Genomic DNA, 23,843 nt, shown 5'->3' with positions numbered 1-23,843 from the left:
AGATCTCATGGGCGACTTGTTCACTCAGAAGTTCTGGAAAGACGCGGCCGAACGGACAGTGAGTTCGGCTGCACAGGGATTCATCGTCGGCGGCGGCTTGGCGGGCGCGGCAGCAGCCACCGGTCAGGTGACGTTGATCGGATTCCCCTGGCTGGCCGCGGCTGGGGGCGCTGGCGGGATGGCACTGCTGACGTTCGTCAAGTCGCTCGCCGCGGCGAGGGTGGGCGATGACCACTCCGCGTCGCTTGTGAATCTCGACGCGTGACCGGTTTGTGGGCGTTCTTGAGCGGACTCAGCGGGCTCACCGGCCCCGGCATCGCGATCCTGTCCGCAGTCCTGTTGGTGGTCGCGTTGATCCGCGGATGGCTGGTCATCGGCAAACAGCACGATGTGGTCGTCGCCCGGGCGCAGATCGACGCCGAACTCGTCCGCGATCTCTCACTGGAGTTGGCCAAGAAGAATGGCGCCGATGTCCTGGCAACGCAACTCCTTACGAGCTTGAGGGAATCGATGGCAGCGTCAGGTGATCGCTGATGCGGTGGCCGTGGCGCGGTGTCGCTGAGGCCAAGCAGCAGCTCGCCGAGGCGCAAGACCGCAAACGCACCGTCGACCTGCTCGTTGAGGAGTCCCGCCAGGTGTCTTCGGACATGCACAGGGAAGTGCGCCGCAACGGTTTCAGCGACATGCTCCAGCATGCGATGGGAAGGGGATAGATCGCCCATGCGAAACCTGTACTTACTGGCCGTTCTCGTCGTCGTGGGAACGCTGGTCTCTGATATCTGGCTGGACGTCGACTACCAGTTCGTTGCCAACATCGCGCTGCTCGCTGCCGCCGCAGTGGAGTCGATATTCACGGGCCTGTACTTCGTCCGGTCGAACTGGCGGGCTAACCGCATCGGCCGGATCTTCATGGTCAAATGTGTCGCACTGGCCGCGGTGCTGATTCAAGCAGCGGTGTCGTCCTGGTGGCCCGGCACCGATTATCCGTTCCGCCATCAGATCCGGTTCGCCATCTACACAGTCGGCGCCTTGGCGTATGTGTCGATGACCGTCGCGTTGTGGCGAGAACAGCAGCTCGACCGTGACCGCGCCCGCGAAGAGTTCTCACTGCCGCCCGGCGTCCCACCGCTGTAACTGCTCGCGGGCAGACGAAAGCCCAATTCGCGAGACTCGTAGCGAAATGCGAGCAGGTCGAGAGGGGTTTAACCAGTGGCCGATTACGATGCGCTGACTTACTGCAAGCTCATCGGCCTCTTCAACGGGATCGTTGGCGACACAACAGGGTTATTCGGCGACGACGACACCCGACCCGACCTCTACAACGTCAACATGCAGGGCGTCGTCGGGATCAGCATCGGGAAGACGGTGTCGCCGCAGCTGCGCCTGCCGGGAGTGAACCCGCCGCGCACGATCCTCTTGGCGCCGACCGATGTCAACGTCGAATCCGGTGTGCTGCGCCTGCCGGGCCAAGTCAGCTCGGTCGACGGCGTCGAGGTCATCGCGAAATCGTCGGTCATGGGGCTCGGCGATACACCACTGGTGTGCACCGTGAAATTCGCGCCAACAACGATCAACGGAACCCGATTTCAGTTCGACACCGTCAGCTTCGCCCTGCCGACGATCGAGCCGGCCGACTACGCAGCCGGCCGCGTCCAGTTCATCACCATCCGCGGCAGCGCCGGCGTATGGCGAGTTGCCTACGACAGTGTTCCGATCGGAACAAACCTGGCCTACAACGCGAATGGCGCCTCGGTGCAAACTGCGCTGCGCGGAATCGCCGCGATCGGCAACAACGTAACCGTCTCAAACCCGGTATCTGACGGTGCTGGAAACCAGACCTACATGGTCACCTTCACCGGTCCCCTGGCCGCGGGCAACCCTTCACCTTTAACTCCCACGCAGGTCAACGTCTCGGGCGGAACTCTCCCCGGCGTCAAGGTCACCGATCAGTACGCTCCGTTCACCGTCGACCTGTCGACCGTCGAACGGATCGACACACCGCCCACAGTCAGCGACGACCTGGTGGTGCGACTCATTCCGGATGACTGGAATTTCGACGACAACGGCCTGCTCCACTTCACTGCCGGCGGCGTGCCAGTCGGGACCGGCAAGGCGATCCCCTTCGCGGACATCGTCGGTGACGCGGTGACACTGATCGTCGGCAACTACGCCGATGAGACCGTCTATGTGTTCGATCGGATGACGGTGCGGCCGGACTTCGACCGCCGCAAGGCGATCGACTCGTTCATCAAAACGCTGAAGGATTACGACCTGTGGGACCGGCTCGACGCGCTCAATGTGCTTGCGGCCCACACCATGCAGGCAGGGCTGCTGAACTGGCGTCGCGACACCGCGAACATGCTCGCCATCAACAGCCCCATCTTCACCCCCGACATCGGGTTTACAGGCGATGGCGTCGGAGCACACCTGACCAACTCGTCGGCGGAGACCGTCCACACTCAGATCGCCAACCAAGCCGTGTCCATGCGGCTGGTGACCCCCGGAACGGCCGGCGGCTGGGATCTGTGGTGGACAGCGGGATGGAGTGCTGCGTTCGGCATCCGCGCAAGCAGCGTGGACTGGCATACAGCGAAGCCGGGCATCGTGAACACCCCGATCGGAGCAACGTCGCGGCCCGGCCTCTACACGATGACACAGGTCGCTGCCGACCAGTCGTTCCTGTACAAGGAAGGCGGCCAGATCGGCTCCGACACCACGGCCGTTCCCGACACGGGCGCACCTAACAATGCGCTTCCGTTGAAGCTGTTAACGTCCAGCGGCACTACCGGATTCAGCAACGCGACGATCGCCCTGTGCGCCTACGGTGCCGGCATGAGCGCCGCTGAAACAGCACTGTTTTATCGCGCCGAGTTCGATTACATGACGGCGCTCGGGGTGGCATGACACATGATCGTTCTGACCGCGGAGCAATACGCCCGCATGGTCTGGAAAGACCAAGTCGACTACGCCGTGCTGCGCGGAATGCGGCTCTCCGACAACCGGTACGCATTTCCAGAGTCGGTGTTGACCGATCCCGCGCACGCCCGCTGGCGACGGCTGCTGGCGCGCGGCCAGATCATCGACGCATCGCGGCTCACCGTGGACTGGGCCACGGCGAATGATTTCCGCATAGTCGTCAGCGGCGAGCAGATGGCGCTCGATTCCCCGGCCCCCCGGCCGGAAACGTACGAGTTCCCGATGCCGACGCTGTTCGACATTCCCGCGCCGGGCCTGTTCTATTTCGAGTGTCACCACAACCGGGATCGGCCCGCGTCCGACCGCAAGAATGGCCGCCGCCGCATCGAGTTCGGCCAAATACGCGATAGCGACGTCTATTACGTTGCAGGAAACACAGTCTGGGCATCCTGGGCAACGATCATCACCGACAAGCGCGCCGGGTTCGACGCTCCCGGTACCAGCATCATTCACCAGTGGCACCAACACCCCGGCTCGGCGATCGCCCCGCCACCGTTCGCAGTGTTCCTCGACGGCGGCACCCTCAACGTCGGAACGCGAAGCCCGTCCGGCGGCATCGGCCATTACTCGGTGCCCGCGCCGGCCAGTTGGGCAGTCACGCGGTTCGTCACGCAGGTCACGCTCGGACAGTTCGGGCACATCAACATGTGGATCAACGGCGAGCAGGTCGTCAACGTCGACACCGCCGTGGGCTACTACAACGAGGGGTTGCCCTACCTTGCTTACGTGAAATCCGGCATCTATATGGACAACACACACACCGTCGACGCGCTCTACCACGCCAACCTCGAATTTGGGCTGGCGGACTTGTCGTCGCGGATTGAGTACCCGCTGCCGATCCCGCCGCGGCCCATCATCGGCTGGCCGCGCACGCCGGATCCCGTGGTCTACCCGGGCGCGACCGTCTACCCGTCCCACGGCCGGTTCCCCGCGTCCGAGCACCCGGTCGCCGACATGTTCCCCGGCGCGGTCGTTTACCCGTCTCTCGACATTTACCCGCACATCTAAGCGAAGGGCAGCCCCGAAATGGCATACACGCCGTACACGAAACAGACCTGGGCCAATGATCAGGTGGGCGGGACGCCGGTCTCCGCCGCCCGGTTGCAGCACCTCGACGACGGTGTGTATGACCTCGGCCAAGAGGCGGCAACCCACGCCCATAAGGCTGACGTGCAAGCGTTTACGGCGTCCGGTACGTGGCTGCGCCCAACTTGGGCTACCGCGACGACGATGACTGAGATTCTGCTGTACGGCCCGGCCGGCGGCGGCGGCGCCGGCGCGCGTGAGCCTTCGGGGACTGTGGCGTGCGGCGGCGGCAGCGGCGGGGCGGGTGGCATCACGCGCATCCTGGTTCCCACGCTATCCCTACCGAGCTCTATGCCGGTCACAGTCGGCACCGGCGGAGCCGGAGGTGCCGCGCAGACCGTGGACAGCACCGCTGGCGCGGCCGGATCACCGGGCTCGGGCGGGACGTCTGTTGGGTCTCCCATCCTGTTTCAGGCCAACCGCGGCACGGGCGGGACCGGTGGCGGCGCCGGTGTTGCCGGCACCGCTGGGTCTGCCGGGGCGGGCGGCACCACGGCGGTCGGCTCCGGCGCTGCGAGTTCGGCGACAGGCGCGGCGGGCAGTAGCGGCGGCAGTGGCGCGAACTCCGGTGGTGGTTCCGGCGGCGGTATCGCTGCCACGCCTGCCGCGACAGCTGGCGGCGCGGGCGGATCGACCGCTACCGGCGCTGCCAATGCGGGAACCGCGGGCGGCGGCACCGGTGCTGCCGGGGCGTCATCCCTCGGATTCTTCGGTGCCGGCGGTGCCGGCGGTGGTAGCTCGATCACCGGAGCGGGCGGTAAAGGCGGCAAGGGCGCAACCCCGGGCGGCGGCGGCGGTGGCGGCGGCGCGTCGCTGAACGGAAACCCCTCCGGCGCGGGCGACGCAGGCGGTGACGGTTACGCCCAGCTCACCACCTTCGGCTGAGAAGTCAGCGGGCGACGCAGTCAACCAGCGCTGATCCGTACTGGTCGCCAGCTGATGCGAGATCACGGCCATCCGGCAGCAGGGTCCGCTTTCGCGCATCCGACGATAAGGCGTACAGGGCGCCGTGCTGAGCGAGCCAGACATCGCCGGATGAGATGAGCTCACTGCCGTGCAGGATGTTGCCGCCGACGTAAACCATGTCTTTCGGGCCGGTGACGGATTGCGCGTTACCGAGCGTTTCGCCGCCGGTGAATGATTTGTTGATCAGGTCGACGAACCCGGCCGGCGCTTGCGAGCATGGCGCCGCGGCGGGCGGCGGTGGTGCTGCCGCGATCGACGTCTCCGGCGGTTCTGAATGCGGTGCGAGACTCGTCGGCATCTCGCTCCGTTGCGTCGATCCACACCCTGCCAGCATGACGGCGACGACCAGCACCGCGACGATCCTCCCCATGCGGGGAGAGAGTAAACGAGCGCGGAGCTATGCGTCTACGGCTTGCGCGGCCGCGATCGATTCCTTTGTCGGCGCCGGCTCGTGCGGGTTGTCGATCCAGTCGGCCCGGTCCAGGTGGGCCCACTTCCCGGCGGGCACGTTGGGCGGGAAGCTGTCGACGGCGTTGGGATCGGCGGTGACGATCTGCTCCACGGGAGGGTAATACCGCACCTTGCCATCGCAGATCTCGCAGGTTCCATTGCGCTCAGGTCGCGGCATATTGCCAGTGTGCAACGCCCCGTGTTGCCGCGCCAACGCACTGCCGACGCCGGGCACAATCGCCAATCGTGCATTCATGAGCAAGACCACCGTCTCGGGTGTCCCCGAAGGGATACATCCCTTGGTATTCCTACGGTCAGCGAAATGGTGGTGGTCCGGTACTTAGGCGTCAACGAAGTCGCCGCGCGCACCGGCCTATCCCCCAATACGGTCAAGTCCTACTCCGGCATTCCAGGCCGAATGCCGCAGCCTGACGCCATGATCGGCCGCGTCAAAGGCTGGTTGCCAGAAACCATCGACAGATGGATGGAACGCCGATCATCCGGGCCGAACATGCCGCCAGGCGCGGACTGGCGCTGAGTTTGCCTGCTACGCGGCAGGCTGAAGCGCGACGGCCTGCGACGGAGACCGAAGAGCGCGCCACACATCCAGTGTCGCAATCGCCTCGTGCCGGTGGCCATCGGGGACCTTGGTGTAAATCTGCGTGGTGGCCAGCGACTTGTGCCGCAGCAGCTCCTGCACCACGCGGATATCAACCCCGTTGGCGAGCATGGTGCTCGCGTACCAGTGGCGCAGGCAGTGCGGAGTTCCACGGACCCCGGCCCGGCGCATCGTGCGGCCGATGATGTCGGAGACCGATTTCGCCAGGACGTGCTCCCCCTCGTGTCCGCGCATCGGGAACCACCAGCCGGCGGCGGGCATCTCGGAAGCCAGCTCGACCAGCAGCGGGTGGAGCGGCACTGATTTAAGGCGCTTACCTTTGCCTCTCACCCACAGCAGCCGCGACCCCAGATCGACGTCTTCACCGCGGATCTTGGCGATCTCATGGACCCGGAGTCCGGCCAACAGGGCGATCAGGATCATCCGGCGGGTCGAGGTCCACATGCGGGTTTTCAGCAGCTTCGCCACATCGGCATCGGACGTCGGCCGTGGTTCACGGTCGGGGGCGCGTGGGGTGCCGACCTTCACCATCGGATTGTCGATTCGTCGGTCAGTCAGCTGCAGCCATTTGAACCATGCTGAGAGGTAGCTGGTATACGTGCAGGCTGTCGAGTCTGACCAGTCGTCGTCATGGTCGGCGACCCACCGGACGATTCCGGCCGCGTCGATACGGATCGGTTGCTGCTCGGTTTCAGCGTGAAGCTGGCGGATCACGCGCAGACGCTCATCAATCGTTTTACGTGATAGCCGCTGCGCTGTTTGCCAAACTTCCCAGTCCGCGACCGCCAAGGTCTCAGTTGTCATGTTGCGAATCACAGCCGACCCACAGCAGTCTCACCAGCGGATGGCGCAACCGTGACACTCCCGATACTCACCCGTTGCTTCGCGGACTCCGCCGCTGCCGCGTGGCGCGGGCACCACCAATAGCGGGTTTTGGTCGGCGAGCAGGTCCGCCAGCCTGCCTTTCGCGCCTTCGTCGCCGCCTCGCGCAGCGAGCGCGCCTCGACCACGAGGGGCCGCGACCATGGGGACCACAGATCAGGCTTGCAGTCCCAGGCGTCGCAGCAGATCTCGTACCGGGTGGGGGTGATCATGCCGCCGCCTCGTCGCATCCTACGGACGAGAAAGGCGATTCTGACGGTCTGCTAATCCGCAGGTCCTAGGTTCGAGTCCTAGTGGGGGCACCACGCAGACGTCCAGTTCAACGCACTTTCGTCCACTACTGCGGCCCAGTGCCGCGGCCCGTTCGCCGCACCCGTGACAGCAGCGCGGCAGCAGCGCGGCACATCCCCACTGGTCACGCGGTATGGACGCGCCGTCCCACCCACGCGCTAATGTCCGCGTATGGAGCCTGCTATCGACGCGACGACCGTGGTGATCCGGCCCTCTCTGCGGGTACTGGTCGATCCACGCACACTGCAGGACATCAACGACTTGGTGCAAGAGCTCACCGACGACGGTCACGTGGTCACCCTGCAGCTGCCAGACCCCGGCCAGTTCTCGGTACAGAACTCGCTAGAGACCGTAGGCATCTACGTTCTCGGTGGCGTCACGACGCCCGTGCTCTCGCTATGGCCACAGACATTTACGAGGGCACCAAGAGGTGGTTGGTGAAGCGTTTCACGAAAAACGAGAAGGCCAGCGCGCAGCACGTCACGATCTACGGGCCGGACAACAAGCCGCTGAAGAACGTGCTCGGCCGCAGCGCGGATCACATCGTGGAGCTGCCAACCAAACCGCCGAAGCCGGAGGACAGATAAGCCCGCGAATTTGGTGCAAAGGAAAACTTACAAATATGTCATTCGGACGTGGCATAATGGCTCCCAACGCCTGAGGGGGCAAACATGGCACGGGTAACCGAGTACTTCGGGATCAACAGCGATGTCCCATTCGTGGACGTGCATGTTGACCGGGACAACGACATCTACTTAGACCCGAGCGCCATTCGAAACGACCAATCGCCGCTAGGGGCGGCTGCGAACAACCGCTTGACGACTCTGTTTGAGCGCGTAGTTGCAGCGGCGCGCAGCAACACCCCCCAAGAGCACGCCATCGGACGCGAACTGCTTCGCCACCTACATGAACCGAACGAGACGCGCCTGGGCATGTCAGTGGGCGAGCCGCGTGGGCGTGCGTTTGGCGACAAACTGGCCGAAGAGTTTTGGCAAGAGTTGCGAGTCAACCCGGCATGCCAGGACGCCGCTATCCGCCGTTTGGAAGACACTCGGTTGTGCCTAAAGTTCGTCGGCAATGACCGCATCTCAGACATGACCACCCGCATCATTTTCGACGTTCTGGCGAAATTCACGACGGACATGATGACGGCCTACCCCGCGCTCAAAGCAGGCGCTCAAACGGCAGAGAGCGACGTTTGGGTGCCTGACGAAGGCCAATGGCAAGGTCGCACCATCACACTTCCGTTTGCGACTAACAAGCAGCTGCTTCTTGTTCCGCAGCCCTGGGTCTCGAAATGGACGTTGATGTACCCCGACCAGTTTTACAACCTCTACTCGACCCAGGCGATCCAAGACGAGCAAACGACATTCAACGAAAAGGGTCGTCGAGTCAAGCCATCGAAGGAAGCCATCAAGAAGCAAAATCCGGACAAGAAACCGCTCAACTCGGCAAAGGCGGCCGAGTACATCACCGCCGCCGACGGCCGAGACCTCATTGGCGAATACCGATCAAAGGTCGACATTGAATTCGAGCCGCTCACTGCCGAGGCAATCAACGAGCGAATCGGCGATTGAGTCATCCGGTCAGCGTCCGGAGCGGAATGGCCCTGGCTTTGGCTGCTTGCGGCACACCCCGTCCGACCTTCGGCGCCACCTGTTCGTCCTCTCGGATGTAATCGGCGTACGTGGATAACGTCAGGACGAAGCTGGAGTGCCCTAGCCACTTGCTGACCTGCATGTAGTGCTCCCCCGCGCTCAGGTTCATGGTGGCCATCGAATGACGCAAATCGTGCCAGCGGACCGACCCCAGGCCCAATGCCTTGCAGGCGGGGCGAAGGTAGTTGTCGTAGACGTTGTCGGCCACCACGGGCTTGGCCCAATCGAACGCGTTGCGACTGCGTCGACCAGGAAACAGCGGTGCGTGCGGAAACTTGCGGGCGAACGGGTGAACCGTTGTCAGGTAGTCGCGCAACTCGTCGGCAAGCCAGGACGCTAGAGGCACTACGCGGTTGGTGCTGGCGTCGGATTTCGGCGTTCCTTCGATCCATTGCAGGGGTGCGTCATCGGGTGCACCTTCGGTACGCGAGCGCTTCATGGTCCTCTGTACACGGATGCTGCCGACGGTTCCCGGTATGTCCGACAGCGTGACGTCCTGAACTTGGAGGCCCTGGAGCTCGGCTGCACGAACACCCGTGTGGGCGGAGAACAGCACCGCCAGGGCGTAGACCTGGTTGCCCTTCTCGCGGGCGATCCAGTCGACTACCGACGCTATTTGGTTGGCGGTGAGCGGATGGTGCGCAAACGGGGTGGACCCTGCCGCCGTGGACCGTCGTTTCGTGGTCCGTCGGGGGCCAGGAAGCACGGGGTTGGACGACACCGCACCGTCTCGCACAGCCACGTCCAGGATGCGTTTGAGTGTTCCGACGATGTGCTTGACGGTCTTCGGGGACCGGGTGACCGCGCAGGGGCCGGGGGTTGTGTTGGCAGTGCCACGGGTGACAAAGCTGCGGCGCTGGTGTGGGGCGAACAGGCTTGCTCGGAACCTGTCCACGTCCGCCGCCGTGATCGCCGCGACTGGCTTGCTACCAAACTCGGGCGCGATGTGGGTCCGGTACAGCTTCTCGTAGCCTTCGATTGTGTTTGGCTCCATCTGTCCGACCAGCGAGTCCAGATATTGCCGGGCGTACTCCCCTAGTGGCCGATTGGCCTTCGCCTTGGCCGAAGAGGGGTCGATGCCCTTTGCACCAGCAAGACCGGTCTCCACCTCCAACAGACGGGCCTTGGCTGCCTTCTCGGTGTCGAAGGTCTCGGTCCGTTGGATGGTCTTGCCTGACACCACGGCACCGAATTCGTCTCGCACCGGCTCCCGCCAGCACACCACGTAGCTGCGCACCGGCCGACCTTTGGCTCTAGCTTTGGTGTCGCGAACACGGATGTATGCCATTTAGGCCATCCCCTCGCGGTCCAGGACACGACGCACGGTGCTGTAGCTCCACGCTCCACCCTTGGGGGCCGGTACTCCAGACTCGGTGAGAGACTTCGCAATAGCCTTGGTTCCGCAGCCAGCGTTGCGTTGCTTCAAGATTCGCCGCACCGTGTCGCGGTCGATGGTCGAGGGCTTGCCGAGCTGCTTTCCGGCCTGCCGCGCCCTGATCAGCCCTTGCTTGGTGCGCTTGGAGATGAGCTCTCGCTCTTCCTCGGCGACAAGGAGTCTGGCGTGTGCGGTCAGTTGCGACACTGTCTCGCTATCGGTTCCGTCAAGGCCGACGATGCGCCATCCTTCGACCTTCGCGTCGGCAACCAGCTTCGCCCCGTCGGCCATGCTGCGACTGGAGCGGTCAAGAGTGTTGACTACCAACACATTCGCCATGCCCGTGCGGATCGCAGTGATTGCGGCGATGCGTCCGTACAACTTATCGGTGCGCTTGCCGCTCATCACGTCGGGAATCAGCGCGACGAGCTCAAGACCTTGAGCTCGGCAATATCCCCGAATCTGTTCCGACTGCGCCTCTAGGCCGTATCCGTTCTCCGCTTGCCTGTTGGTCGAAACTCGTATGTAGCCTACGGCTTTCGGCCTTGTTGCTGTGTTCACTGCGCTGTTCCTCTGGTGTTCTGAGTGGGTCGTGTCGGGCGACATCGACCTCACCGACTACTTATAGCCGACCTGATACAACGGTAGCTACAAACCGTCTAGCTGGGGTTTCTCTGCTCTATCGCCGGGGGTAGCGCTTGTGTGGGCTCTCCAGCTGGCGCATCGGTGGCGGCTGGTCCTGGTTCATCTGGTTGACCATGTTCGCCGCCCTCATCGCGGCCTCGCCTGTGATGTGCCGCCCGCCTGCCCCATGCACGCTGTCGCGGTCGGGATCACGCCGTCGAGCCGATGAGGCCCGGTCATCCTCGCTGGAGGCGGAGCCCGCTGACGAGTACGCCGAATCGCCATATCTACCATCGATATTCGGAGAATCCCTCAAATCCCCTTTATCGGAGTATTCCCGCGCTCTGGCCTGATCCCATTCCTCCCGTTGGTCGGTGGTTGGGTTGGGTGGCGCGCTTTGCGCGGAAGAGAAAAACGCGCTAGAGGACTCGTCTAGATAGTCGCCGGCTGAACCTCCGATGATGTCGAACACTTCCTCAAAGGGCTTTGCCGGGCCGACCTCGACCACAGTGGGAGCCTTGCCGATTGTGCGGTCCAGGGCGTCACGGATTGCAGCCAGCTTCACCGATTCTGAGTCCGCAGACAGCGCCACGTTCAGCAGTTGCTTGGCCATCAGATCGGCAGCGTTGTCCAGACGTGCTCGGGCAGCTGCTCGGACATGCTTGGCAGCCCCGCCATGGAATCTGCACACTGTCGCGCCGGAAATGGCTGCGTTCCTACACCGTTCGCCGGTTTTCTTGTGTGCTCGGCATCTGTTGGCTTGCACTTCGGGAGAGGCCAGACTCCACCACTGTTCGCTCCACTTGCTGATCGGTTCGGAATGTTGATAGGTCTGCGCCACTGCTGGCAGGTTGTCGACGATCTCGATTACCTCTGCGTCAATCACGTTGTCGTCGTTGCTCATGTGCTTGCACTCCTCGAAAGTTGCTGCGCTGTAGTCGATGTGGACCAGTGCTGTGCAGTGGGTGTCGGTGATGGGCGGGGGCCTTCATGACCCTCCGTGAATCCTCTGTGAAGTGTCGGCTTCATGGAGGGCACGTTTTTCGAGGTCAGGGTGCCTTTTTGGGGCCTTCCCTCTATGACCTCTATGAAGTCGATGTTTTGGTGGGTCTGTCTGTTCGCGCGGGCAGAGCACATCCGCTGGCGGTGTCCAAGTTGCGCATATGGGCGGAAAGTTGGATCTTCATGGAGGTCATGAAGGTATGGAGGTTTGCCCTGGTCAGGGCGTTGGGGTCCCCTTCGTGAATGGCATTTCCGCAGGTGGCGATGAAGGGCGTTGATGGAGGGCGCAGCCGCTCCGGGATGCCGGTGCCGATGAGTTGTCTCAACTTCCACTTTCTTCCGCCTTGTCCGTGTTTGGTGGCAGCGGGTGCACAGAATGGAGCGCACGTCTTTTCTGGGTGCTGTCGATCGCAGGAAGCAGACCGACGCCGTGGTAGTACCAAGGCCGTCCCGGTTCGCTGTCGTGCTGCTTGCGACCGAAGAACTGTGGCGCAAGATCCAGCATGGCGGGGCGCAGAGAACGACCGAACCACCGACTGTCGCCGTGGCTGGTCAACCGGTTAGCTTGCCGCCAGAAGTCGAACTCGTCGAACAGCCGTTTTGTCGGCACCATTTCATCTGGTCCAAATTTCGTTCGTTCCAAAAGGAACTCACGCACGGGGTTGGAGTTGGTGTCGACCTCCACGAGCAGATCGGCGCTGCTGGACGGTTGAACAAACCGACCATGGTGCGCCAACTGCGCATCCAGCGCCCAGTTGAGAATGCCTGGGAGTTCTTTGGTGAGAGCCTGTTCCAGTCCCGAGTCCTCCTTTCCGAGAAACGAACTTCTCGTCTGCATCACCAGGAGCCGTGAGAGCACCGCACCGCTGGGGTCGGGCAACACCGGCATCTGGTTGCTCTGGTACATGAACCGGATTGGCAAGCGACCGTTCCACGGTTCCTTCAGTTTGATGTCTACAACCACGTCGTCTTCACCCGTGACGGTCTTGATGAAGGACACCAGGCGCTTCCCGCTGGTGCGGTCGACCTGGTCCTCGTCAGGAAACACGCCCAGCGATTTGTGGATGACACCTTGGAGTCCGAACTGCCGTCCCACTGATTCGGCTGACAGTCCGGCGTAGGCGTCGGGTCCGATCAGTGCTTTGAGGATTCGGGCGACCGTGCCTTTGCCGCCGCGCTTCGGTCCGATCCAAAGCAGCATTTTGTGAAGGTCGGTGCGGCCCGTCAGGACGTAGTAGAACCAGTCTTGGAGTAGCTGTATCGATTCGATGTCTTCGTCGAACACCTCTGTCAGGAAACGCCGCCAACGTGGGCATTCGGCGTCTGCATCGAATCTGTACGGCACTGCGAACAGGTTGAAATAGGTGTCAGTGAAAGCCATCAGCTTCCGGTCGCAGATACGCAGCAAGCCGTTAGCGCATGGGATCACCGCGCCGAGGTCGTCCTGCCTACCGTTGATCCAGCACGGGGGCTGAGTAGCTTCTGGAACTTTCGCCAGTCCCCGCATTGCATCGATGACCAGGTTCAGTTTTGGTTCTGTCGGCTTCCACGGTTGCGGTGCTCCGCGCGAATCTGTGTACAGGGCATCGGCGAGCGTGTCGTACAAATGGTCGCGGACGTCTTCAGTTGACAGCCGTTGGTAGTGGGTGCCGAGCCAGCGAAACCATAATGTCTTCCAGTACCGCAGGGGTGCACCTTCGTCCTCGGTGGTGGCGAGCACTCGAAGCGCGACCTGTCGGGGGTTTGCCGGCTCTGGCCAAAGCTGGCCGGTGGGTCCGCTTACCGGCGTTGCTGAGGCTTGAGCGGATGTCGTTCCGGTGTCTGGATTGGCTGAGTTCGCTGGCTCCGAAGCAAATTGGGTTTCTTCGATGAAGAATTGGGCGTACGGATCGGTTTCGTCTTCTTGCGAATCGCCGTCACCAACCGAGTCAATCTCGAAGGCGGCGTAGGGGTCTGTGTCGTCGCTGTGGAGAGCGACGAGATCGTCGTCATCCCACCAATCCCGGTACTTCCCAGTGCTTTTCACGGCTTCACCCAGCGCACTGGGGTCGAATCTGCTAACATTGCAGTCACTTTCGTTCTCGCGATGTGACCCGTTCTCCCTCACAAATTGGGCGGGTCACGTTGTGTATCTGGTCGGGCTCTCATCGCCCTGCACTCACTGCTCGCGAACGGCTAGTTCACTGCAGCTCCTGAGTCTTCAATGTTCGCGTGTGTTCGCTATGCGAGTCGCTGGATTCTCCCGCCCAACCACGTCTCGATGTCTTCGCGGGTGAAGAACACGCGTCCGCCAATCTTGGTGCGCTTCAACGGCTTGTCGCCGTAGTAGGCCGCCTTCTTGACAGTGCTTGAGCACACGTCGACATGGCCCAGCTCGCGGGCAACAAGGACCGCTTCGGCCGAATCGTAGAATTGCTTGTCGGAAATCAAAACAGGCATCTCGCAACTGCCCCTTCTGCTTTGGAGAGCACCGCCGGTTGTCCGGCGCATATCCTGATTTTGCCGGATCAGGCGGTGCCTGTCTGCACTGTGAGCCCGTAACGTATTGCCCCTCAATGCAATACAGCAGATGCAGTGACAGATGGGGTTGATTCAGCGCTTGCCGGGGCGACGTTTTTGGGAGATTCCTCCACCAATGCCCGCCCAGTTCCGGGGCCGTAGAGCATCTTTCGTCTTATGCACCGCTCCAACGCAACGGCGGAGCCCAAAGGGCGAAAGCGCCAACCCGGCGCGGGAAACCAATACGTATGGCCTGTCGCAAATCTAGGACAGCGCTCAAATCAGGCGGGAGACCACATTCTCCAAGGTGGTGCCAATTGCCTCCGCCACGTGACGAAGCTCAATCACGTCCAGTCTGCGTTCACCCGACTCGTACTTACTGACGAACGACTGTGGGACGTCAAGTCGGTGGGCGACTTCCACCTGGGTCAGCTTCGCTTCGCGGCGAAAATCCCGCAGAAGTGCACAAAGCTGTTGGTACTGCTCCGAGTAGAGGGACTTCTCCACCGGACCAGCGCACCTTGCCAACAGATATATCCCAATTTAGGATAATTCGTCTGGCCTCTGAAACTCCCGCCGACCTTTCAGCGCGTGCGACGGGGACGGGGCTTCATCGAACGTCGGATCAGAAATTGGAGGGCCATGTGACGGCTCAATTTGGACCACGGGAATGGTGAAACGGGGTATCGGTTGTCTGGTTGTACTGATCGGCGCATTCTTCGTGGTGGGGGCCTGCGTCACCGTCTTGATCGTGACCACCGATGAGAAGCCCACGAACAGCTCCGGTTCAGCCGGGTCGGTCAGCGCGGCACCACCGTCAGATCCCGACGGCCCGTCCGACATGGCGGGCAACGGCACCTTCAACCTCGGCGGCGTCGACGGCAAGAATTGGGGTGTCTATGAGGCGACCGCAACGGGCAACTGTCAGTGGTCAATCCGGTCAGTGGCCCGCTACCGTGAGGGCTTGATTCTCGACAGCGGCGCAGGAGCCCCTGGCGAGAACGTGTCGGTAAGTATCCAACCCGATGGCGATGTCAATTCCTTCACCGGGGAGATCGACGACGACCACCGGCTCGTCTTCATGACAAACGGGTGCGGTAGCTGGCGGGCTAAGTGAGCCAACCCGTGAATGGTTTTCCAACTCGCTGAAAGTCCGCCTATCGCGTGCTGCCGCCAGCGCGCGTGGGTTTGCGAATTGCCCGGGAGTCATCAGGTCGGACCTCATGCAGGATGTAGCCGTGCTGGTAGTAGGCACCGCTTCGATTCCCGCAGTGCGTTCCCCGATGGCCGTCTCCGTTGCCAGGCGGACAGGAACAGATGCCGCGTCCGTTGAAGGTGCAGGAGTCGATCATCTGCAGGTACTCGGACCATTTGCGCTCACTCAGTAGGCTGCCGGGGCTACCGAGCCTGTCTTCTGGCGGGACACCATGGCGCCCATGGCTGTGGTGGTCCTTGCAGAACGTGCACCAAAACTGCAGCTGCGATCCGTTGGCGGTCGGCCAAGCATGAATCACGGGGTAACGCTGCAGTTCCCTATCCATATCGGCCGCTAAGGCTTCCATCTGGTCCCGTTCCGCCAGAGTCCAGTCGGTGGCGATACCGGCAGCGGTGTTGGCGTCGTAGATCCTGCGCCAGGTGTCGTCCAGTTCAATCACAATCTTCTCCTCTGTTATTCGATCCAGTTGCGTTCGTACGGGGTATCGGATGCGTTGTCGTCACGGCCCTGGCCGGCTGAAATCTGATCGGACTGTGCAGGGTCGAACCTGTGCCTCCGTCTATCACGGCGCGGATTGCGAGCCCACACCGGGATGTGCACCACTGCAAAGGTTCCGCATTCGACTTCATCGCTCAGAGTCGTCGCTCCGGCAGGCCAAATCATTTGGTGGGTGAATGGGCATTGGCTGCAGACCACACCGACGAATCGACGGCCATCCTCGTGATACGTGACACTCACAATTCTCATGTCACAAGGCCTCGATCAACGCGTCGAGCTGACTCCTGTGCCAGAACACTTTCCGTCCGACTCGCTTCGGCTCGCCAGGAAGCTTCTTGGTGCGTCGGTAATGGGTGTCGATCGTGTGCTTGCTGACGTCGTCGAGTCCCTTGCTGCGCAGATATGCGGCCGCGTCTTCGTAGCCAAAGTATTCACGGTCAGCCAAAGACAGTGCTGTGCGTGTCATGTCGGACCTTCTCTCGTTGGCCCACTTCATGATACGCCGCGCCGCGCCGCTTGTCGCCGCTCCGGGCAGCGAAAATCCCTGCCACACAGCGCAACTCGGGGCATCGCCGCGCGGGGTATGATTGAAGCTCACGGGCATCGCTTCGGCGTGTAAGACGTCCTGAGGTCACCTGGCCGATGTCTCAATAGCGAGACGGGCGCAGCCAGCACCGCCGTTGCCCTGCGGGTTGGTCATCCTTTCATCTCAGCAACCCGCAGGGTTCGACGGTCCCAACAGGAACCTATTGCGGAGACGACATGACGAACATCTACACCAAGACCCGGCCCGAATATGATGCTCTGCAGGCTCTTTGGGACAATCCGCCTTTCGGTGCCGAGCAGATTCAGGGTGGCATTTTCAGCGAGGGCGATCTCGTACCACGCGTGACCCAGACTGCAGACCAAGTTGATTTGAATTCAATTTGGCTTGAAATGCAGACCGCGCTCGGCGAGTGGAACAAGCACCGGAGCGCCATTGTCGACTTGCTTTCCTACTGGCACACCTCAGCGGCAGACGCCATTCCACAGGCGTTGGTCGAGAGTGAGTATGAGCGCGCATCCGAGCACGGGCTCCCGGAGAGCATGGGTCCGCCGAGCGAATACCTTTTGCTTGGTTACACTTTCGACGATTACGATCGTGCGGCCCGCTTCAGCTGGCGCTTCCTCAGGGATGCCGATGCTCGTCAGGTGCGTGCTGTTCTTGATGAAGCGATGCGCGGTGACAACACCACCGTGACCCGGCGGGTCCTAAACCGCCTGCTTTCACCCGCTCCTGAGATCAACGACTCTGGTCACACTTGTTACGGGCTCTGGAACGGTACGGACGGTATGACACCGCCTCCGGTTCTCGGAAAAACGTTCGACCGCACGCACACGCACTACTTGGCCAGCGGCAACGACACCATCGACAGCGCCGACCTCGAGACTACGGTCACCAAGATTCGCGAACACGGTTACGCACTAGTGGACAGTCCCGAAGAGCTTGTGTGCCTTGTGCATCCGACCGAGTCGGAGATCATCCAGAGCTTCCGCGCTAACGTTGCTAATGAAAACAGCCAGGTGGCAAAATGGGACTTCATCAGGGCGGTCAATCAACCTGCGTTCATTATCGCCGACGGTGGCCAACTGGTGGGCGCTCAACCGCCCGGAACTGTGTTCGGCCTACCGTCAGTGGGCAAGTACGGCCCCTTGAACATTGTCGAGTCGAATTTCATGCCCGAGCACTGGTTTGCCGTGGTAGCTACTGCCGGCCCGGGCGCGGCCTCGAATGTTGTTGGAGTGCGCCAGCATTCGAACAGGGTTTACCAGGGGCTACGTCAAATCCCCGGCAGCACAGCGACTTATCCTCTGACGGAGTCGTTTTTCAGTCGTAGCTTCGGTGTCGGTACGCGTCATCGCGGTGCCGCTGTGGTCACTCAGATTACCGATTCCGGGACCTATACCGCGCCTACGATTCTCGGCGTCTAGGGCCGCGACGATGGACCCTTCCCGGTGGCTAGCGGAGAACCTGTCTGAAGTGTTGGTGGCGATTGCGAAAGCGCAGGCAGCCCTTGCCGGCTCGCCTTCCAATGCCGTACCGAACGCTGAGGCGGTGGCTGCCAATGGGTAGCAGACGTTCTGGTGCGAATATCTCTGGCCGGAGTGAGCCCGATCTGCCACGGCCTCTTGATATGGATGAGCTGGACGGCGAAGCCAGTGAGCTGTCTTGGGGATACGGGCTAACACCCAAAGGCCTCGAAAATGCGCCTCCAAGTTTTGGCGGGCGGTACAAGGGCCGCGAAGCCACATTAGATGACCGGCCGGACCGAATCGTGCAGTTAAGCAGAGACCGACGGATCTAGTCGCACGGGGCCGCCCTTTGCCAGACTGTCGGCTTTCCAATATGGGGTCGCTTACAGTTTGCTCACAGCAAGTGCATTGCTGGCGGGGAGGGAGTGTTATGCGACGCACGATTTGGGCACCTGTGGTGGCCTTAATCAGCTCTATTTCCGTCGGGCTGGCTGTCCCAGCTCACGCTGACGAGGTGGACGATTATGTGTACGAGCAAGGTCCGTCCGTGGTGTGTGACAGGTTGGACAGGGCGGGCGTGACGGTGGAGTCTCTGAGAGCGATCGGACGCTATTTGAACAACCAGGGATTTTCCGACCACGACGCGGCAGGCATTGTTTGGGACTCCGTCCAGCTCTGGTGTCCACGGTATGACCTCGCCGTCAACGCCGTGGCACAGTACGGGTAAGCCTGTTTGGAGTCGTGATTCCCGCGCTCCTGGCCTTGCCGGTTGTCCGGCGGTTTGGTGGGTGGGGGCGACAAGACAAAGACCAAAACCAAGACGAGACGCCAGCGACGTAGCTACCCTTTGCGACCGTGGGGAAATTAACGCTTCTGGCAATTGGATTTATCACTGCTGCATTGGCTTTCGCGCCGGTATCCAGCGCAGCGCCGGGTTCGTGCGATCCGAACTACTCGGGGGCCTGCGTTCCGATCGCAAGTGATGTCGATTGCCTCGGCGGTAGTGGCAACGGCCCCGCTTATGTGCAGGGTCCGGTTACCGTCATCGGCACAGACATCTACGACCTGGACCGTGGAGGCAGTGGGATCGGATGCCAGTCGTAGCTCGACTGGTGTTCAACAAGGGAGGGACCTTTCATGGCCACGAGAAAGCAAGACCCGTACTACTCGAACCCTAAGACGGCGTCGAAGACGGGCCTGCCACCCAAGCCGCGTCCATACAAGGCCCCGAAGCCGCCAAAGACTCCGAAATAGGCGTTTTTCGCGCACCCCGTGACAGCAGCGTGACAGCAGCGCGGCGGCGATCCAGCTGTCAGCGGCGACGAGATTACGGCCGCTGAAATGCCCTGCTTTCAGCCTGGAATGTAGCGCTATCTGGGACTTTATGGGCTCTGCTGGATCGCGCGAATGGGTCACAGAGTCTGGGATAGGGACCCGCCTATCGGCTTTTAATCCGCAGGTCCTAGGTTCGAGTCCTAGTGGGGGCACCACGCAGGCGCACGCCTGTCGCTTCGAGGCGGGCGCAACGGGCATTCCCGGGACCCTGCTGCTGCCCACCCCCAAGCCCTGTCCCCCGATCGGTGGACAGCCGGTTCATCTGCCGCAGGGGCCACCTGACTGACAGGCCGATGCACCCGAGTGCGACATAGTTGAGTCATCGCCGGAACACTCCGGCCGAAGGACTTAAAAGCCAACTCGCACAAGGAGATTCATCATGAACGCCATCATCCGCCGCGCACTCGCCGGCACCACCCTGGTCGCCGCCCCCATCCTGGTCGCCATCGGCACCGCCACGGTGAGCCACGCCGATACCGTCATCACCAACTACGGCCCCAGCAGCTCGATCAGCCACCCCGTCCAGCACCCCGCCTTCCCCCACCAGACCAACATGCCGCAGCCCGGCACCCCCGAGCATCACCGCCACCAGTGGAACCGCGGCTGATGCGCCGTGCCAGGCTCATCGCGTGACCACATTCGCGTTAGTACACGGCGCCTGGCACGGAGCCTGGTGTTGGGAGCGGCTGATCCCGCTGCTCGAGCAGCGCGGTCATCAGGTGATCGCACCCGAGCTGCCCTCTGACGACCCGGCGGCAAGTTTCGAGGACTATGCCGACGTGGTCTGCGCCGCTCTGGACGATGGATCCGCCGGCGATGACGTCGTCCTCGTCGGGCACTCCCTGGGCGGGCACACGATCCCGCTCGTCGCCGCCCGTCGGCCGGTGCGCCACCTGGTGTATCTGGCCGCGCTGGTCCCGGAGATCGGGCGCAGCCTGCGCGACCAGATGCGCGCCGATCCCGAGATGCTCAACCGGATGTCCCTGCAGGCCTTGAGCCGGCCCGACGAACAGCGCCGCAACACCTGGATCGACGAAGAGTTGACCTGTGCGCTGATCTTCGGTGATGCCGAGGCCGAAGCGGCTCACGCGGCCTTCGCCCGGCTCCGCCCGCAGGCGCTCAACCCCTATGCGAGCCCGTTCCCCTTGGCACAGTTCCCGCTGACTGACCGGACTTACGTGGTGTGTACCGGCGATCAGATGGTCAACCCGGCCTGGTCCCGGCAGGTAGCCCGCGAGCGCCTGGACGCCCGGCTCGTGGAGTTGCCCGGCGACCATTCGCCGGCACTGTCCCGGCCCACCGACCTCGCCGACATCCTGCTCGGCGTCGCCGGTTAGGTACCGCCACCCACCGAAGCCGGCGCGACGTTCGTGATCACCCGAGTGGGTTCGCTGGGGGTCCGCTGACTGGCCGCGCCGAGCACGAAGGCGATCGCCCCGACCACCAACGCCACCAGAAGTCCGACCACCAACAGCAATCGTCCGGTGCGGCGCTGCCGAAACTCCGGCGGCGGCATCAGCAGCACCGGCCGCTCGGCTACCGGCGCCACCGGCGGCGGCCGGAACACTGGTATCGGGCCGGTCACGGGGTCACCGCCGACATCGGCGAGCTCGGCCCACATCACTGCAGCGCTGGCGAACCGAGCCGGCTCCTCGCGGGTCATCGCGCGGTCCACGATCGCCGACAGCTGCGGATCGATATCGGGTCGCAGGATCGACACCGGGATGGGTGGGTTCGAGGTGATGGCGTTGGCCAACGCGACGAGATTCTCCTCGGGGAAGGCGCGCCGACCCGTCAGCGCTTCGTAGCCGACGACACCGACCGCGTAGAGATCGTCGGCGACGGTCGCGACCCTGCCGGCGAGACGCTCCGGGCTCATATAGGCCATCGTCCCCATGATCTGACCGGTGTCGGTGCGGTGGGTGTCCGGCCCCTTCGCCAAGCCGAAATCGGCGACCTGCGCGGTCCCGTCGGCGGTAAACAAGATGTTGGCCGGCTTGATATCTCGGTGCAGGATCCCCGCGGCGTGCGCAGTGGAGAGCGCGGCCAGGACATCGGACAGCATCTTGCGGACGTAATCCGGCGCGACGGGCCCGTGGGCGATCATCTCGGCCAGGCTGCGGCCCGGCAACCGTTCCATGACGATGAACGGCGCACCCCGATGCTCGCCGCTGCCGTAGACGGTGACGATGTTCGGATGATGCAGCACCGACGCCGACTGCGCCTCAGCCCAGAAGCGGCGTAGGTAGTCGGGATGGGTGTCGAAACCGGGATAGAGAAGCTTGATGGCCACGATCTGGCCGGTGTGGGTATCCCAGCCCTCGTGAACTTCGGCCATGCCGCCGCGGCCGATGATGCCCCGCAACTCGTAGCGACCGCCGAGCAGTTCGGTGACGAACATGAGGTCTACCGTAGCCGGACGGTGCGGCGAAACATTAGGCGCCGAGCATCAATTGCCGTCGCGGTGGGGATGTCGACGTTCCCAGGCCCGGGCCAGCAACGTCGCGCCGCGCAGCATGAGCAGCCCGTAGGCCACAGCCAGTGGAGGTCCGATCAGCCATGCAACTTCCATTGCCTCACCCCGCAGTCCGACGGTCATCCCATCAGAACACGCAGCGCGGACCGTGCTCGGTCAACGCGCCGCGAGACCTTCAGACCGACGGGCTGTAGTGCATCCCGTTGTCACGGTGTTCGACCGGTGGCAGGTTACGGGCAGGCGTGTGCACCAACGGCGCATCCGCCGGGCAGCGCCCAGTGGCGCGATCCCAGCCGGCCCGGGCGCGAGGGTGCATTCTGCGCCGCTTGGGCAGCACGCTGAAAATCAGGCCCACCACAGTGCCGAAGCGACGATGGAGCCATTCGTCGCGCGCCGACCACGAGTAGCCCATTAACCGGCGAACCGCCGGGTCGTAGAGGCCGACGGTGAACCAGACGAAGAACCGCGACACCAACGTGCGCTGTGCCCGCCACATCCAGTCCGGCATCTTCTCGGCGAACGGGGGTTTGGGCAGTTCGGCCAGATCGAGCACATCACGGGCGGCCTTGTTGTTCTCCAGTACGTCGTTGCACATGTGCTGCCAGTACTCCTGGAAGTCCTCCCAGGTCTCCGGCACCGATCGCATGCTCATGCCGTACATCCGGTACCACGCGATGTGCTCGTCGAACAGCTGGCGTTTCTGCGCCTCGCTGATCCCGCCGAGGCACAGCCGGTCCGCCACGATCATGGTGCCTATGAAGAACGTCGAGTGCGCCCAATAGAACACCTCAGGATTCAGCGCGTGATACCGGCGGCCTTGGGAGTCAACACCTTTGATGTCGATGTGGTAGTCGCGCACCTCCGCGCCGGTCGCGGGCGCACGGTCACCGTCGAACACCACCCCACCGATCGGATACAGCGACCGCAGCAGCCGCGGCCAGCGCTCGGAGAAGAAGATCGAATGCTCCTCGACGGCCGCGCCGAGCTGGGGATGCATGTTCTGCATCGACCCGGCCCACGGGCCCTGCAGCATGCCCCGCCAGTCGCCGAAGTACTTCCAGGTCAACGAATCGGGGCCCAGCGGCTGCGGTGGCGCGACGTAGCCGGCCGCCGACATCGGACAGCCCTGCGCGGGCATCTCACCCGGTAGCGCTGGGTCCCCGCTGGCCAGCGGCGATGCGCCAGACGTATCTTGAATCACCGGTGCACTGTCCTATCGGTAAACTACGAATGACTACATACGTTGTCAACAATTGAGTCTAGGAGTGATGTGACGTCCGGTCAACGCCGAGGCCGCTGGTCGGGTGTTCCGCTCGAGGATCGCCAGGCACGTCGTCGGGGCGATCTCATCGATGCCGGCGTCCAGCTTCTCGGCAGCGCCGGTGGTCCTGCCCTCACCGTCCGCGCGGTCTGCAGGCAAGCCAACCTGACCGAACGTTATTTCTACGAAAGTTTCACCGACAGAGACGAATTCGTTCGCGCAGCCTACGACGACGTCTGCCAGCGGGCGATGGCCACGCTGATGTCGGCGACGACCGCGCGCGAGGCGGTGGAAGGGTTCGTCGCACTCATGGTCGACGATCCGGTCCGCGGCCGGGTCCTGCTGCTGGCCCCCGAAGTGGAGCCCGTCCTGACCCGCTCGGGCGCGGAATGGATGCCGAACTTCATCGACCTGCTGCAGCGCACGCTGCCGACCATCACCGAGATCACCGATCCGGTCACCCAGCACATGGCGGCGACCAGCCTGCTCGGGGCGTTGACCGCCCTGTTCACCGCCTACCTCGGCGGACGGCTCGCCGCGACGCGCGACCAGTTCATCGACTACTGCGTAGACATGCTGTTGAGCCGGGCCGCCATTCCCTGACGACCCGGCTCAA

General features: G+C 62.9%; 30 protein-coding genes. 16 read left to right on the top strand and 14 right to left on the bottom strand.

Annotated features, from left to right (window positions below; all coding sequences use genetic code 11):
- Positions 1-7: 7 nt before the first annotated feature.
- From H7J73_RS32390 to H7J73_RS32360, 7 genes are all read left to right on the top strand, one after another.
- On the top strand, positions 8-265 hold the full coding sequence (locus tag H7J73_RS32390) for a holin (RefSeq protein ID WP_264071940.1): 258 nt from the start codon (positions 8-10) through the stop codon (positions 263-265).
- Positions 262-534, top strand: coding sequence for a hypothetical protein (locus H7J73_RS32385; protein ID WP_264071939.1), 273 nt, complete (start codon positions 262-264; stop codon positions 532-534). The genes H7J73_RS32390 and H7J73_RS32385 overlap by 4 nt, the downstream gene beginning before the upstream one ends.
- On the top strand, positions 534-713 hold the full coding sequence (locus tag H7J73_RS32380) for a DUF7620 family protein (protein ID WP_264071938.1): 180 nt from the start codon (positions 534-536) through the stop codon (positions 711-713). Before H7J73_RS32385 ends, H7J73_RS32380 begins: the two co-directional genes overlap by 1 nt.
- Before the next feature lie 7 nt (positions 714-720).
- Positions 721-1,134, top strand: a complete 414-nt coding sequence (locus tag H7J73_RS32375) for a putative phage holin (protein ID WP_264071937.1) — start codon at positions 721-723, stop codon at positions 1,132-1,134.
- A gap of 75 nt (positions 1,135-1,209) precedes the next feature.
- Positions 1,210-2,904, top strand: a complete 1,695-nt coding sequence (locus H7J73_RS32370) for a hypothetical protein (RefSeq protein ID WP_264071936.1) — start codon at positions 1,210-1,212, stop codon at positions 2,902-2,904.
- A gap of 3 nt (positions 2,905-2,907) precedes the next feature.
- The gene (locus tag H7J73_RS32365; protein ID WP_264071935.1) at positions 2,908-3,984 is read left to right on the top strand and encodes a heparin lyase I family protein; all 1,077 of its coding nucleotides are present in this window, start codon (positions 2,908-2,910) and stop codon (positions 3,982-3,984) included.
- An 18-nt stretch (positions 3,985-4,002) separates the two neighbouring features.
- A complete protein-coding gene (locus H7J73_RS32360) occupies positions 4,003-4,947 on the top strand; it encodes a hypothetical protein (RefSeq protein WP_264071934.1) in 945 nt (314 codons plus the stop codon).
- Positions 4,948-4,951: 4 nt separating this feature from the next.
- On the opposite strand, the gene H7J73_RS32355 is transcribed toward H7J73_RS32360, so the two are convergent.
- Positions 4,952-5,398, bottom strand: a complete 447-nt coding sequence (locus H7J73_RS32355; protein WP_264071933.1) for a hypothetical protein — start codon at positions 5,396-5,398, stop codon at positions 4,952-4,954.
- A gap of 27 nt (positions 5,399-5,425) precedes the next feature.
- Positions 5,426-5,656, bottom strand: coding sequence for a hypothetical protein (locus tag H7J73_RS32350; protein ID WP_264071931.1), 231 nt, complete (start codon positions 5,654-5,656; stop codon positions 5,426-5,428).
- 144 nt (positions 5,657-5,800) lie between these two features.
- Between H7J73_RS32350 and H7J73_RS32345 the strand changes: the two genes are divergently transcribed.
- Complete coding sequence (locus H7J73_RS32345) at positions 5,801-6,016, top strand: helix-turn-helix transcriptional regulator (protein WP_264071930.1); 216 nt, start codon at positions 5,801-5,803, stop codon at positions 6,014-6,016.
- Between the two features lie 9 nt (positions 6,017-6,025).
- On the opposite strand, the gene H7J73_RS32340 is transcribed toward H7J73_RS32345, so the two are convergent.
- Positions 6,026-6,886: a tyrosine-type recombinase/integrase gene (locus tag H7J73_RS32340; protein WP_264071929.1), complete on the bottom strand. Its 861-nt coding sequence runs from the start codon at positions 6,884-6,886 to the stop codon at positions 6,026-6,028.
- Positions 6,887-7,441: 555 nt separating this feature from the next.
- On the opposite strand from H7J73_RS32340, the gene H7J73_RS32335 reads away from it, so the two are divergent.
- The 3 genes from H7J73_RS32335 to H7J73_RS32325 all read left to right on the top strand — a co-directional run bounded on the left by H7J73_RS32335 (position 7,442) and on the right by H7J73_RS32325 (position 8,847).
- Positions 7,442-7,711 (top strand): hypothetical protein, encoded by a 270-nt coding sequence (locus H7J73_RS32335; protein ID WP_264071928.1) that lies wholly within the window; start codon positions 7,442-7,444, stop codon positions 7,709-7,711.
- Positions 7,708-7,857, top strand: a complete 150-nt coding sequence (locus H7J73_RS32330; RefSeq protein WP_264071927.1) for a hypothetical protein — start codon at positions 7,708-7,710, stop codon at positions 7,855-7,857. The genes H7J73_RS32335 and H7J73_RS32330 overlap by 4 nt, the downstream gene beginning before the upstream one ends.
- Before the next feature lie 84 nt (positions 7,858-7,941).
- A complete protein-coding gene (locus tag H7J73_RS32325; RefSeq protein ID WP_264071926.1) occupies positions 7,942-8,847 on the top strand; it encodes a DUF8370 family protein in 906 nt (301 codons plus the stop codon).
- 1 nt (position 8,848) lies between these two features.
- On the opposite strand, the gene H7J73_RS32320 is transcribed toward H7J73_RS32325, so the two are convergent.
- From H7J73_RS32320 to H7J73_RS32295, 6 genes are all read right to left on the bottom strand, one after another.
- Entirely contained in the window at positions 8,849-10,216 is a 1,368-nt protein-coding gene (locus H7J73_RS32320) for a tyrosine-type recombinase/integrase (RefSeq protein ID WP_264071925.1), read from the bottom strand.
- The gene (locus H7J73_RS32315) at positions 10,217-10,909 is read right to left on the bottom strand and encodes a recombinase family protein (RefSeq protein WP_264071924.1); all 693 of its coding nucleotides are present in this window, start codon (positions 10,907-10,909) and stop codon (positions 10,217-10,219) included.
- Positions 10,910-10,982: 73 nt separating this feature from the next.
- Positions 10,983-11,831 (bottom strand): putative phage terminase small subunit, encoded by an 849-nt coding sequence (locus tag H7J73_RS32310; protein ID WP_264071923.1) that lies wholly within the window; start codon positions 11,829-11,831, stop codon positions 10,983-10,985.
- Positions 11,832-12,251: 420 nt separating this feature from the next.
- Positions 12,252-13,955 (bottom strand): DNA primase family protein, encoded by a 1,704-nt coding sequence (locus H7J73_RS32305; RefSeq protein WP_264071922.1) that lies wholly within the window; start codon positions 13,953-13,955, stop codon positions 12,252-12,254.
- Between the two features lie 194 nt (positions 13,956-14,149).
- Positions 14,150-14,419 (bottom strand): DNA-binding protein, encoded by a 270-nt coding sequence (locus tag H7J73_RS32300; protein ID WP_264071921.1) that lies wholly within the window; start codon positions 14,417-14,419, stop codon positions 14,150-14,152.
- A gap of 285 nt (positions 14,420-14,704) precedes the next feature.
- Positions 14,705-14,935: a type II toxin-antitoxin system RelB family anti-toxin gene (locus H7J73_RS32295; RefSeq protein ID WP_264071920.1), complete on the bottom strand. Its 231-nt coding sequence runs from the start codon at positions 14,933-14,935 to the stop codon at positions 14,705-14,707.
- Positions 14,936-15,179: 244 nt separating this feature from the next.
- Between H7J73_RS32295 and H7J73_RS32290 the strand changes: the two genes are divergently transcribed.
- On the top strand, positions 15,180-15,545 hold the full coding sequence (locus tag H7J73_RS32290) for a hypothetical protein (protein WP_264071919.1): 366 nt from the start codon (positions 15,180-15,182) through the stop codon (positions 15,543-15,545).
- Between the two features lie 40 nt (positions 15,546-15,585).
- Here H7J73_RS32290 and H7J73_RS32285 read toward each other — a convergent pair whose 3' ends face one another.
- Positions 15,586-16,083, bottom strand: coding sequence for a hypothetical protein (locus H7J73_RS32285; protein WP_264071918.1), 498 nt, complete (start codon positions 16,081-16,083; stop codon positions 15,586-15,588).
- A 309-nt stretch (positions 16,084-16,392) separates the two neighbouring features.
- A complete protein-coding gene (locus H7J73_RS32280) occupies positions 16,393-16,608 on the bottom strand; it encodes a DNA-binding protein (RefSeq protein ID WP_264071917.1) in 216 nt (71 codons plus the stop codon).
- A 296-nt stretch (positions 16,609-16,904) separates the two neighbouring features.
- On the opposite strand from H7J73_RS32280, the gene H7J73_RS32275 reads away from it, so the two are divergent.
- From H7J73_RS32275 to H7J73_RS32265, 3 genes are all read left to right on the top strand, one after another.
- Complete coding sequence (locus H7J73_RS32275; protein ID WP_264071916.1) at positions 16,905-18,113, top strand: hypothetical protein; 1,209 nt, start codon at positions 16,905-16,907, stop codon at positions 18,111-18,113.
- Positions 18,114-19,869: 1,756 nt separating this feature from the next.
- Positions 19,870-20,097: a hypothetical protein gene (locus H7J73_RS32270; protein ID WP_264071915.1), complete on the top strand. Its 228-nt coding sequence runs from the start codon at positions 19,870-19,872 to the stop codon at positions 20,095-20,097.
- A gap of 22 nt (positions 20,098-20,119) precedes the next feature.
- On the top strand, positions 20,120-20,827 hold the full coding sequence (locus H7J73_RS32265; RefSeq protein WP_264071914.1) for an alpha/beta fold hydrolase: 708 nt from the start codon (positions 20,120-20,122) through the stop codon (positions 20,825-20,827).
- Here the strand turns inward: H7J73_RS32265 and H7J73_RS32260 are convergent.
- The 3 genes from H7J73_RS32260 to H7J73_RS32250 all read right to left on the bottom strand — a co-directional run bounded on the left by H7J73_RS32260 (position 20,824) and on the right by H7J73_RS32250 (position 23,167).
- The gene (locus H7J73_RS32260; RefSeq protein ID WP_264071913.1) at positions 20,824-21,891 is read right to left on the bottom strand and encodes a serine/threonine-protein kinase; all 1,068 of its coding nucleotides are present in this window, start codon (positions 21,889-21,891) and stop codon (positions 20,824-20,826) included. The genes H7J73_RS32265 and H7J73_RS32260 overlap by 4 nt on opposite strands.
- A gap of 48 nt (positions 21,892-21,939) precedes the next feature.
- Positions 21,940-22,062 carry a hypothetical protein gene (locus tag H7J73_RS32255; protein WP_264071912.1) on the bottom strand — a complete coding sequence of 41 codons (123 nt, stop codon included), beginning with the start codon at positions 22,060-22,062 and terminating at the stop codon, positions 21,940-21,942.
- Between the two features lie 79 nt (positions 22,063-22,141).
- Positions 22,142-23,167 (bottom strand): oxygenase MpaB family protein, encoded by a 1,026-nt coding sequence (locus H7J73_RS32250; RefSeq protein WP_435405619.1) that lies wholly within the window; start codon positions 23,165-23,167, stop codon positions 22,142-22,144.
- 69 nt (positions 23,168-23,236) lie between these two features.
- Here H7J73_RS32250 and H7J73_RS32245 point away from each other — a divergent pair, with 69 nt between their 5' ends.
- Positions 23,237-23,830 carry a TetR/AcrR family transcriptional regulator gene (locus H7J73_RS32245; protein ID WP_264071911.1) on the top strand — a complete coding sequence of 198 codons (594 nt, stop codon included), beginning with the start codon at positions 23,237-23,239 and terminating at the stop codon, positions 23,828-23,830.
- Positions 23,831-23,843: the final 13 nt, after the last annotated feature.

Source organism: Mycolicibacterium komossense (assembly GCF_025822605.1).
In the GTDB taxonomy this organism is placed as follows: domain Bacteria; phylum Actinomycetota; class Actinomycetes; order Mycobacteriales; family Mycobacteriaceae; genus Mycobacterium; species Mycobacterium komossense.
This window is presented reverse-complemented; position numbering and strand designations above follow the sequence as displayed.